The following is a 12,623-nucleotide window of genomic DNA, read 5'->3' on the forward strand; positions in this document are numbered from 1 at the left end:
TCGCTATATAACCACAGGTTGTGGTACAACTATTTCATAATGTCTATTTTTGGAACAGTACTTAAATCTAAATAATTATGGAAATTAAGAAGCTTTTAAAATTTGTAGCGGTAGTAGCGGTGCTTACTTTCATTATTTATGTTATCATGAATAGTAGCGCTCTTATTGAAGCATTTAATGAAGGGTATAATAGAACTAGAAATAAATAAGTAGAATTATAGAAGATTATCGGATACTGTTAATCCATAATTAATAAAAGACAAATAAAAAGGACTGAAATGAAATATGAAATAAGAATAGGGTTTATTATCGGGATACTAATGATGATTTCTGTTTTGACCAATGCACAAATTAAAGTCATTGATAGCCTAACACAGGAACCTATAAGTGGTGTCAATCTGTATGCGGATAACGGTAGCTTACTTGGTGCAACAAATATAGCCGGAGAAGTTGTGTTGGATTCGTTGAAACAGGAAAAGACCGTTAATCTAACTTTTCAGCATGTTGCCTATAGTAGTTTGATGGTGCCTTTTTCGGAAGTAAAGACGATGGGCAAGATCAAAATGGTTTCCCGCTCAATTAAGATTGATGAAGTCGCGATAGGTGATCGGACCAAGACTGACTATGTTGTTTTAAAAGGGTATTTTCGGAACCTTGCTTCACTTAATAATAAGATGGGATATTTTGTCGATGGTATAATAGCGTATTATATTCCACTAAAGAATAAGAAAGAAAAGGTCCGGTTTATTTTGAAAGAGTACCGGATTTTTGAAAATAAAGTTGCTACGCAGGACCTCGCAGACAAGATGGGAACTTTTTTTTCCTATAACCCAAGCGTGATCAATTTAAAAAGTACTTCGATCGCCCATCAGTTGCCGAAAGGGTTTCGGTTGGAGGAGGATAATGGTCGGCGGTTTATAAAACAGGGGAGTACAAACATGGGTTTTGTACAAGTTTCGAAGGAGGGAAAAGGGCAGGTGTATCTTAATCGGGTAGCGCCGGGGACTGTAATAGATCAGAGGATATTTAAAATACAGGGGCGTCAACATAGTGGCGTAACGATAGAAACGTATGCGAATGTAAATCTGGATAATTTAACAATGGATCATTTGGTCAGTGTCGTGAGGTCAGCTGTTGCTAGCGTTAAGAAAAAGAGCCAAGCTGAATATACTCCGATAGAGTCATATGAAGAATTTTATGTGCTTGAAAAGGAATATATCACCAAAGACCAATTTACTGAATACAAAAAGCAATTTGCAAAAAGTATATTTCTGAAAGGAAGCAGTAATTATCGGAACACTTATTGGAATGATCTCGATAGCTACGGAATCCCCGCTTTGCCTAAAGGGATTAAAGATCAATTGGGAAATATTTTAAAAATTAGAGAGTAGCCTTATCGGGGCTTACGGTCGAATTATCAAAAATTGAAACCTAACCCGATGAAATACATGATATATATGTTGGTTATTAGTGTTTTTTTTATTGTATTGGTAAATAGTTTTGATGGCTTTTATGCTCGGGGTGAATAAGGCGGTCGGTGATATATTTGAAAAATAAACGAATGGATGCCAGCTTTTTAAAAAAAGTATAAATTCCTGAAAAATTAAAAGTTAGATACTTGCAGGATTCAAATCTTCTTATTAACTTTGCACCTCGGTTGGGGTGTTACGTCCTGGCCGATGAATGTTACGTTATTTGCTTCCAACTTACTAACAGACATTTAACAAAATTAAATTCAAAACAAAATGGCAAAAGAAGTCAGTGCGTTAGTAAAATTACAAGTTAAGGGCGGAGCTGCGAATCCTTCACCTCCAGTAGGACCTGCATTAGGTGCTAAAGGTGTGAATATCATGGATTTCTGTAAGCAGTTCAACGCTCGTACGCAAGACAAACCAGGTCAAGTATTGCCTGTTGTCATTACAGTTTACGCTGATAAATCATTCGATTTTATCATCAAGACTCCACCGGTAGCAGTTCAGTTGAAAGACGCTGCGAAATTAAAAAGTGGATCTGGCGAGCCTAACCGTAAAAAAGTTGCGGCTATCACTTGGGAACAAGTTGAGACAATCGCTAAGGATAAAATGCCTGATTTAAATGCATTTACTGTAGAGGCTGCTATGAAAATGGTGGCTGGTACAGCACGTAGTATGGGTATTACTGTATCAGGTAATGCTCCTTGGAACAATTAATTAAGAAATCAATTTAAGAAAAGTGGCTAGATTAACAAAAAATCAAAAAGCGGCACTATCCAAAATTGAAGCTGGTAAAGCATACTCTTTGAAAGAAGCTTCGGCTTTAGTTAAAGAAATCTCATTGACCAAATTTGATGCTTCTGTGGATATCGACGTTCGTTTGGGCGTAGATCCTCGTAAAGCAAATCAAATGGTTCGTGGTATTGCAACATTACCTCACGGTACTGGTAAAACTGTTCGTGTTTTAGTTTTATGTACTCCTGATAAGGAAGAAGAAGCTAAAGCGGCAGGTGCAGACTACGTAGGTTTAGATGATTACATCAGCAAAATTGAAGGTGGTTGGACTGACGTTGATATCATTATTACTATGCCTAGTGTTATGGCTAAAGTTGGTAAATTGGGTCGTATTTTAGGTCCAAGAAACTTGATGCCTAACCCTAAAACTGGTACAGTTACAACAGAAGTTGGTAAAGCTGTAACAGATGTAAAAGGTGGTAAGATCGATTTCAAAGTTGACAAAACCGGTATCATCCATACTTCTATTGGTAAAGCGTCGTTCGATGCAGATAAGATATATGATAACGCACTAGAGGTATTACAAACTCTAGCTCGTTTGAAACCATCTGCAGCTAAAGGAACTTACTTTAAAAGTATTCACATTTCCTCAACTATGAGTCCTGGTATTCATATTGAGACTAAATCAGTAGCAGGTATTTAATCATGAGAAAAGAAGAAAAACAAGAAATTGTTCTAGCTTTGGCCGAACAGATTAAATCTTACGGTAACTTCTACATTACCGATACTGCTGAGTTGTCAGTTGAAAAAGTGAATAACATTCGTCGTAAATGTTTTGAACAAGGCATCGAGATTAAAGCTGTAAAAAACACTTTAATCAAGAAAGCATTAATCGAAGCTGGTGTTGATGAAGAAGAAATCTTTGGAACGCTTAAAGGAGCGTCTACAATGATGTTTTCAGAAGTCGCTAATGCGCCTGCGAAATTAATCAAAGAATTGCGTAAATCAGGTGAAAAACCGTTGTTAAAAGCGGCTTTCATTGAAGCAACTGCATTCGTTGGAGATAATCAATTAACTGCATTAGTTAATCTTAAATCTAAAAACGAACTTATTGCGGACGTTATCGCAGCCTTGGAATCTCCTGCGAAAAATGTTATTTCAGCTCTTCAATCAGGAGGAAATACTGTTGCAGGTTTAGTAAAAGCTTTAGAAGAAAGAGGTTAACGAATCCTCTAGAACAGAAACATTCGTTACAATTTAATTAACAATTTTTATAAAGTACATTCAAAAATTCAAAATAAAATGGCAGATTTAAAACAACTTGCTGAACAGTTAGTTAACTTAACAGTAAAAGAAGTTAAAGAATTAGCTGATATCTTAAAAGACGAGTATGGCATCGAGCCTGCTGCTGCTGCTGTTGCTGTAGCTGCTGCTCCAGCTGAAGGTGGTGCTGCTGCTGCAGAAGAGAAAACTTCATTTGACGTTATCTTGAAAGAAGCTGGTGGTCAAAAATTAGCTGTAGTTAAATTGGTTAAAGATTTAGCTGGATTAGGCTTGAAAGAAGCTAAAGATTTAGTTGACGGAGCACCTAAAGAATTAAAAGCTGGTGTATCTAAAGACGAAGCAGAAGCTTTGAAAAAACAATTAGAAGAAGCTGGTGCTGTTGTTGAGATTAAATAATCTCAACTAATTAGCCCGAAAAGGTTTAGACTCTGACGATTTTTCGTCAGAGTCTATTCCTATTTATATCAATACGCCACTATGCTGTGTATATGCTGGGCACAGTGGAAAGGTGGTTTACAGCATAAGTGTAAGCGCAGTTTTTTTAAAACTAAAATTCATATTCCCTTGGCAAACAATAATATTCAACAAGAAAGAATAAACTTTGCGACAAGTAAGAAAGTATTGGAATATCCAGATTTCTTAGATGTGCAATTGGAATCTTTCAAGGAGTTTTTTCAATTAGAAACTACTTCTGACAACCGCCATCAGGAAGGGCTGTTCAAGGTATTCTCGGAAAACTTCCCTATTTCTGATTCAAGAAACATTTTTGTGCTAGAGTTTTTGGATTATTTCATTGATCCACCACGTTATGATATCCAAGAGTGTATCGAGCGCGGCTTGACTTATAGCGTTCCTTTAAAGGCTAAGTTAAAGTTATCTTGTAATGATGAAGAACACGAAGATTTCGAAACTATTGTTCAGGATGTATATTTAGGGACTATCCCTTATATGACTCCTAAAGGTACTTTCGTGGTAAATGGTGCAGAGCGTGTCATCGTATCGCAATTACACCGTTCACCAGGCGTTTTCTTTGGTCAAAGTAGACACACAAATGGTACTAAACTTTATTCTGCAAGGGTAATTCCTTTCAAAGGATCTTGGATCGAATTTGCAACTGACGTAAATAACGTCATGTATGCGTACATCGACCGTAAAAAGAAATTCCCAGTTACGACCTTATTGCGTGCTATCGGTTACGATTCGGATAAAGATATCTTAGAATTGTTCGATTTAGCGGATGAAGTAAAAGTTAGTAAATCTGGTCTTAAAAAATATGTTGGTCGTCGTCTTGCGGCTAGGGTATTGAAAAAATGGGTAGAAGATTTCGTGGATGAGGATACGGGTGAAGTTGTATCTATCGATCGTAACGAAATTATCCTTGAGCGTGAAACTGTTCTAGAAGAAGATCACATTGATTTGATTATCGAAGCTGGCGTTAAGTCTATTATCTTAGCGAAAGATGATGAGTCAAACAATGCGGACTATTCTATTATATATAACACTTTACAAAAAGATACGTCCAACTCAGAAAAAGAAGCGGTAGAACATATCTATCGTCAATTGCGTAACGCTGAACCACCAGATGAGGAAACTGCTCGTGGTATCATCGATCGTTTATTCTTCTCTGATAAACGTTACGATTTAGGTGATGTAGGTCGTTACCGTATCAATCGTAAGTTGAAGTTGGGAACTCCGGATGATACGAAAGTATTAACCCGTGAGGATATCATTGCGATTGTGAAGTATTTGATCAATTTGATCAACTCTAAAGCGGAAGTAGATGATATTGACCACTTGTCAAACCGTCGTGTACGTACTGTAGGTGAACAATTATATGCTCAATTTGGTGTCGGTCTATCTCGTATGGCTCGTACAATCCGTGAGCGTATGAACATCCGCGATAATGAGGTGTTTACGCCAACCGATTTGATTAATGCACGTACACTTTCGTCCGTAATCAATTCGTTCTTTGGTACAAACCAGTTGTCTCAGTTCATGGACCAAACTAACCCTCTTGCTGAAATTACGCACAAGCGTCGTTTGTCAGCTTTAGGTCCAGGTGGTCTTTCTCGTGAGCGTGCAGGTTTCGAGGTTCGTGACGTTCACTATACACACTACGGTCGTCTTTGTACAATTGAAACTCCTGAGGGTCCAAACATCGGTTTGATCTCCTCATTGGCTGTACATGCGAAAATTAACCACCTAGGATTTATCGAGACTCCTTACCGTAAGGTAAAAGAAGGGGTTGTTGTGGTTGACGAGCCAGTCGTATATTTATCTGCTGAGGATGAAGATGGTAAAACAATCGCACAAGCGAATGCTTTGTATGATGACAAAGGTAATTTCGAAGATGCGAAAGTGAAAGCCAGATATGAGGGTGACTTCCCAATTATCGAGCCTAATATGCTTGATTATATGGACGTTGCTCCAAACCAAATTACATCTATTGCGGCTTCATTAATTCCTTTCTTGGAACATGATGATGCCAACCGTGCATTGATGGGATCGAACATGCAACGTCAGGCTGTGCCTGTATTGCGTCCACAAGCTCCTATCGTAGGTACTGGTCTAGAAGGTCGTGTAGCGAAAGATTCACGTACATTGATCAATGCGGAAGGTCATGGTGTAGTAGAATATGTAGATGCTGATGAAATCAAAATCCGTTACGACAGAAACGACGATGATCGTCTTGTATCATTCGATGATGATGTCAAAACGTATAAATTGATCAAATTCAAGAAAACCAACCAAAATACATGTATGAACTTGAAGCCTATCGTTAAGAAAGGTCAACGAGTTGAACCAGGACAAGTATTATGTGAAGGTTATGCAACTGAAAATGGTGAATTGGCATTAGGTCGTAACTTGAAAGTAGCGTTCATGCCTTGGCAAGGATATAACTTTGAGGATGCGATCGTAATTTCTGAGCGTGTAGCGAAAGAAGACTGGTTTACTTCTCTTCACATTGAAGAATTCGAACTTGAAGTTCGTGATACAAAACGTGGTGAAGAAGAGTTAACAGCTGATATTCCTAACGTATCTGAAGAAGCGACAAAAGACTTAGACGAAAACGGTATTATCCGTATCGGTGCTGAAGTTGGTGGTGGTGATATCTTAATTGGTAAAATCACACCTAAAGGTGAGTCGGATCCTTCTCCAGAAGAGAAATTATTACGTGCAATCTTTGGTGACAAAGCTGGTGACGTGAAAGATGCTTCATTGAAAACTCCACCATCATTAAAAGGTGTTGTTATCGATACGAAGTTATTCTCGCGTGCGAAGAAAATGTCTAAAGAGGTTGAACGTAAAACTTTAGAGAAACTAGAGGTTGCTCACGATAGAGCAGTTAAATCATTGAAAGATCGTTTGGTTGAAAAATTATTTACTGTAGTGAATGGTAAAACAAGCCAAGGGGTATACAATGTCTATAAAGAGTTGTTGGTTGCTAAGGGGGCTAAGTTTACGCAAAAAATCCTGGCTGAATTAGATTACAACAACATCAACCCAATGGGATGGACAACTGACGAAGATAAAAACGAGTTGATCAAAATGGCCCTTCATAATTACAATATCAAGATTAATGAAGAGTTAGGTTCATTCAAACGTGATAAATTCGCAGTATCTGTCGGTGATGAACTTCCATCAGGAATTGTGCAGATGGCTAAAGTTTACGTTGCTAAAAAACGTAAGTTGAAAGTAGGGGATAAGATGGCCGGTCGTCACGGTAACAAAGGTATCGTTGCACGTATCGTACGTGATGAGGATATGCCATTCTTAGAAGATGGAACACCAGTTGATATCGTGTTGAACCCACTAGGGGTACCTTCACGGATGAACTTGGGACAGATCTACGAAACCGTATTGGGTTGGGCAGGTCAAAAATTGGGTGTGAAATTTGCTACACCTATCTTTGATGGTGCTGAAATGGATCAAGTACAAGATTGGGTTGCGAAAGCTGGCCTACCAAAATCTGGACGTACATATTTGTACAACGGATTGACAGGTGACCGTTTCGATCAACCGACGACAGTGGGTGTAATTTACATGTTGAAATTAGGTCACATGGTTGATGATAAAATGCACGCACGTTCAATCGGTCCGTACTCATTGATCACACAACAACCTCTGGGTGGTAAAGCGCAATTCGGTGGTCAACGTTTCGGTGAGATGGAGGTTTGGGCATTGGAAGCATTCGGTGCGTCTAACATCCTTCAAGAAATCTTGACTGTGAAATCGGATGACGTGGTTGGTCGTGCCAAAACTTACGAGGCAATCGTAAAAGGTAACAACCTTCCGACACCATCGGTACCAGAATCGTTCAACGTATTGGTACATGAGTTACGTGGATTGGGTCTAGATATCACATTGGATTAATTAAGCAAATAGGGCTTTGAAGGGCTCAGTCCTTCAAAGCTTCTTTATAAAGCTTTAACTTTTGAATAAGTATGTCTTACAAAAAAGATAATAAAATTAAAAGCAACTTCACTTCGATTACGATCAGCTTGGCTTCTCCAGAAACTATTTTGGAACGCTCAAGTGGTGAAGTTACAAAACCGGAAACGATTAACTATCGTACCTACAAACCAGAACGTGACGGTTTATTCTGTGAGCGCATTTTTGGTCCTGTGAAGGACTACGAATGTCACTGTGGTAAATACAAACGTATCCGTTATAAAGGTATCGTATGTGACCGTTGTGGTGTTGAAGTAACTGAGAAAAAAGTACGTCGTGAGCGTATGGGACACATCAATTTGGTTGTTCCTGTTGCACACATCTGGTACTTCCGTTCTCTTCCTAATAAAATTGGTTATTTATTGGGACTTCCTACCAAGAAATTGGATATGATCATTTACTACGAACGTTATGTGGTTATCCAAGCTGGTATTAAGGAAGAAGATGGTATCAACTTTATGGACTTCTTGACTGAAGAAGAATATTTAGATATTTTAGATACCTTACCAAAAGAAAATCAATATTTAGACGATAACGATCCTCAAAAATTCGTTGCCAAGATGGGTGCTGAGGCGTTAGAAGATTTGTTGAAACGTATTGATTTGGATCAATTGTCATACGATTTACGTCACCAAGCTGCTAACGAAACTTCTCAACAACGTAAAAATGAAGCGTTAAAACGCCTTCATGTGGTTGAAGCTTTCCGTAGTTCACGTGAAAATATCGAGAATCGTCCAGAATGGATGATTGTGAAAATCGTTCCAATCATTCCACCTGAATTGCGTCCTTTAGTGCCTTTGGATGGTGGTCGTTTTGCGACTTCGGATTTGAATGACTTATATCGTCGTGTGATTATCCGTAACAACCGTCTAAAACGTTTGATCGAAATCAAGGCTCCTGAAGTAATCTTACGTAACGAAAAACGTATGCTTCAAGAAGCGGTAGACTCTTTGTTTGACAACTCACGTAAAGTGAACGCAGTTAAGACAGAAGGTAACCGTGCATTGAAGTCTTTATCTGATATTTTGAAAGGTAAACAAGGTCGTTTCCGTCAAAACTTGTTAGGTAAGCGTGTGGATTATTCGGCTCGTTCGGTAATTGTTGTAGGTCCTCACTTGAAATTACACGAGTGTGGTCTTCCTAAAGATATGGCTGCAGAACTTTACAAACCGTTTATCATCCGTAAGATGATCGAGCGTGGTATTGTAAAAACAGTAAAATCAGCTAAGAAAATCGTTGATCGTAAAGATCCTGTGGTATGGGATATCCTTGAAAATGTATTGAAAGGTCACCCTGTATTGCTAAACCGTGCACCTACGCTTCACCGTTTGGGTATTCAGGCTTTCCAACCTACATTAGTAGAGGGTAAAGCTATTCAATTACACCCATTAGTGTGTACAGCGTTCAACGCCGATTTTGACGGTGACCAGATGGCAGTCCACTTACCGCTTGGTAATGCTGCAGTTTTGGAAGCCCAAATCTTAATGTTAGGCGCGCACAATATCTTAAACCCTGCGAATGGTTCTCCAATCACAGTACCATCTCAAGACATGGTATTGGGTCTTTACTATATTACTAAAGGCCGTAGAACTGCTGGCGATCACATCGTAAGAGGTCAAGATATGACTTTCTATTCGGCTGAAGAGGTTATCATCGCTTTAAATGAGAAGCAAATTGACCTTCATGCTTGGATTAAAGTAAAAACAAAAGTTAGACAAAAAGATGGTAGCATCGTTGATACCTTATTAGAAACAACTGTAGGTCGTGTGATCTTCAACCAAGTTGTTCCTGACGAAATGGGATTTGTCAATGAATTGCTTACGAAAAAATCTTTGCGTAATATCATCGGTGAAATTGTGAAGACTACGGGTATGGCCCGTGCAGCACAGTTCTTGGATGATATGAAAGAATTGGGATATCAAACAGCCTTCAAAGGTGGTCTTTCGTTCAACTTGGAAGATTTGAACATTCCTGCTGCGAAAGCTGAATTGATTCAACAAGCAACTAACGAGGTTGAAGAAGTAATGAATAACTATAACATGGGTTTCATTACAAACAACGAACGTTACAACCAAATCATCGATATCTGGACGCGTATCAACAACAGATTGACGGCACACGTTATGGATATTCTTTCGAATGATAACCAAGGTTTCAACTCAGTTTACATGATGTTGGATTCTGGAGCCCGTGGTTCGAAAGAACAGATCCGTCAGTTATGTGGTATGCGTGGTTTGATGGCGAAACCTCAAAAATCAGGTACTTCTGGTGGTGAGATTATCGAAAACCCGATCTTGTCAAACTTTAAAGAAGGTTTGTCCGTATTGGAGTACTTTATCTCTACCCACGGTGCGCGTAAAGGTCTTGCCGATACGGCATTGAAAACAGCGGATGCGGGTTACTTGACTCGTCGTTTACATGACGTAGCGCAAGATATGATCGTTGTGGAACAAGATTGTGGTGGTTTACGTGGTATTTATACAACAGCATTAAAAGATAATGATGATGTTGTTGAGCCATTGTTCGATCGTATTTTGGGTCGTACACCATTGCATGATGTTCTTCATCCGGATACTGACGAATTGATCGTTTCTGCAAATGAAGATATCACTGAGGAAATTGCCGAAACTATCGAAAAAGCAGGTATCGAAGGAATTGAGATTCGTACGGTATTAACTTGTGAGTCTAAGCGTGGTGTTTGTGCTTGTTGTTACGGACGTAACTTGGCGTCAGGTAAGCGTGTTCAGTTAGGGGAAGCTGTGGGTGTTATCGCCGCTCAATCAATTGGTGAGCCAGGTACACAGTTGACACTTCGTACATTCCACGTGGGTGGTACGGCATCGAACATTGCTGCTGATTCAAGTATCATTTCTAAATACGATGGTAAAATCGAATTTGAAAACGTACGTACTGTTTCGCAAACAAACGATAATGGCACACATCAGGTAGTCTTAGGACGTTCTGGTGAGGTTAAGATCATTGATGCACATAATAAAATCGTATTCCAACAAAATATCCCTTATGGTTCACAGTTGTTCGTTGAGGATGGCGGTACAGTAGCTAAAGGCGATAAATTGGTCGAATGGGATCCATATAATGCAGTAATTATTTCTGAATTTGCTGGTAAAGTTGAATTTGACGCAATTATCGAAGGTGTTACCTTCCGTGAAGAGTCAGATGAGCAAACTGGTCACAAAGAGAAGGTAATTATTGAAACACGTGATAAAACGAAAAACCCATCCATCAAGATTCTTGATAAATCGGGAGAGGTTATTCGTACCTACAATATCCCGGTAGGCGCCCACGTTGCAGTTGCTAATGGTGTAACAGTGAAAGAAGGTGGTATCCTCGTTAAAATCCCTCGTTCTACAGGTAAAACGCGAGATATCACAGGTGGTCTACCACGTGTAACGGAGTTATTCGAAGCACGTAACCCTTCTAACCCTGCTGTAGTAACAGAAATCGACGGTGTGGTAACATTGGGTGGTGTGAAACGTGGTAACCGTGAGATGTCTATCGAGTCTCGTGATGGTCAAATCAAGAAATACTTGGTACCTCTTTCTAAACATATCCTTGTTCAGGATAATGACTTTGTGAAAGCTGGTATGCCATTATCAGATGGTTCGATCTCTCCTGCGGATATCTTGTCGATCAAAGGTCCATCAGCGGTGCAACATTACATTGTGAATGGTATCCAAGAGGTATACCGTCTGCAAGGTGTGAAGATCAACGATAAACACTTCGAGACGATCGTTCACCAAATGATGCAAAAAGTTAACATCGAAGATCCAGGAGATACTCGTTTCTTAGAAAAGGAAGCCGTTAACAAATGGGATTTCATGGAGGAAAATGATTCCTTGTTTGACAAGAAAGTTGTTGTTGATGCAGGAGACTCCAATAATTTACGTCCGGGACAAATTGTTTCTTTACGTAAGTTGAGAGAAGAGAACTCTAGTCTGAAACGTCGTGACTTAAAACTTGTTGAAGTTCGTGAAGCAATTCCGGCGACTTCAAGTCCATTGTTGCAAGGTATTACCAGAGCGTCATTGGGTACGAAATCGTTCATCTCTGCTGCCTCTTTCCAAGAGACTACAAAAGTGTTGAACGAGGCTGCTATCGCAGGTAAACGTGATAACTTATTAGGTTTGAAAGAAAACGTAATTGTTGGTCACTTGATCCCTTCTGGTACAGGTATCCGTCAATACAGCAATTTAATCGTGGGCTCTCGCGAGGAGTACGATCAATTGTTGGCTTCGAAAGAAGAAGATTAATCGTTACTCGATTATTTTATATAGGAAGGTCCAGACATTCGTCTGGACCTTTTTTGTTTCTATAGCGACCTTATATGATATTGAAGAAGGTCGTAAAATATATTTAGCTTGCTCTTTTAGCGGTGAAATTGCTTGTTAAGGAAAGGGGCGAACTGAAATTTATAGCAAGCAGCTGGGCCGTTTAATTGGTTAATTTTACCTGATAAGACGGTTTAAAGCATATCTATCTTAAATGAATCGTCCAATGTTACAGTTAGTTAACCTTAATATTAAAAAATAATAAACAAAAGGCTTGGAAGTTTGTTAGTAAACTCCCTATCTTTGCACCACTCCGCAAGGGAGGGACGGTTACCTCGAAAGAGGGAACCATGAAAAAAGAAGGGTTTAAGAGAAGCCTGACAGGATTTAA

Annotated in this window: 7 protein-coding genes; all 7 read left to right on the forward strand. The window is 39.2% G+C overall.

Features of this window, described 5'->3' with window-relative positions; all coding sequences use genetic code 11:
- Positions 1 to 278: 278 nt before the first annotated feature.
- The 7 genes from ACHWSC_RS01465 to rpoC all read left to right on the forward strand — a co-directional run bounded on the left by ACHWSC_RS01465 (position 279) and on the right by rpoC (position 12,214).
- The gene (locus ACHWSC_RS01465) at positions 279 to 1,391 is read left to right on the forward strand and encodes a hypothetical protein (protein ID WP_394675554.1); all 1,113 of its coding nucleotides are present in this window, start codon (positions 279 to 281) and stop codon (positions 1,389 to 1,391) included.
- A gap of 354 nt (positions 1,392 to 1,745) precedes the next feature.
- Positions 1,746 to 2,189 (forward strand): 50S ribosomal protein L11, encoded by a 444-nt coding sequence (gene rplK / locus ACHWSC_RS01470; protein WP_070566323.1) that lies wholly within the window; start codon positions 1,746 to 1,748, stop codon positions 2,187 to 2,189.
- Between the two features lie 22 nt (positions 2,190 to 2,211).
- Positions 2,212 to 2,910: a 50S ribosomal protein L1 gene (gene rplA / locus ACHWSC_RS01475; protein WP_046672240.1), complete on the forward strand. Its 699-nt coding sequence runs from the start codon at positions 2,212 to 2,214 to the stop codon at positions 2,908 to 2,910.
- 2 nt (positions 2,911 to 2,912) lie between these two features.
- Positions 2,913 to 3,431: a 50S ribosomal protein L10 gene (gene rplJ / locus ACHWSC_RS01480; RefSeq protein ID WP_046672239.1), complete on the forward strand. Its 519-nt coding sequence runs from the start codon at positions 2,913 to 2,915 to the stop codon at positions 3,429 to 3,431.
- A 78-nt stretch (positions 3,432 to 3,509) separates the two neighbouring features.
- Entirely contained in the window at positions 3,510 to 3,887 is a 378-nt protein-coding gene (rplL, locus tag ACHWSC_RS01485) for a 50S ribosomal protein L7/L12 (RefSeq protein ID WP_002992785.1), read from the forward strand.
- A gap of 168 nt (positions 3,888 to 4,055) precedes the next feature.
- Positions 4,056 to 7,865, forward strand: coding sequence for a DNA-directed RNA polymerase subunit beta (rpoB, locus tag ACHWSC_RS01490; RefSeq protein ID WP_394675555.1), 3,810 nt, complete (start codon positions 4,056 to 4,058; stop codon positions 7,863 to 7,865).
- 71 nt (positions 7,866 to 7,936) lie between these two features.
- Positions 7,937 to 12,214: a DNA-directed RNA polymerase subunit beta' gene (gene rpoC / locus ACHWSC_RS01495; RefSeq protein WP_070566328.1), complete on the forward strand. Its 4,278-nt coding sequence runs from the start codon at positions 7,937 to 7,939 to the stop codon at positions 12,212 to 12,214.
- Positions 12,215 to 12,623: the final 409 nt, after the last annotated feature.

Origin of the sequence: uncultured Sphingobacterium sp. (assembly GCF_964277905.1) — a bacterium.
Classification (GTDB): domain Bacteria; phylum Bacteroidota; class Bacteroidia; order Sphingobacteriales; family Sphingobacteriaceae; genus Sphingobacterium; species Sphingobacterium siyangense.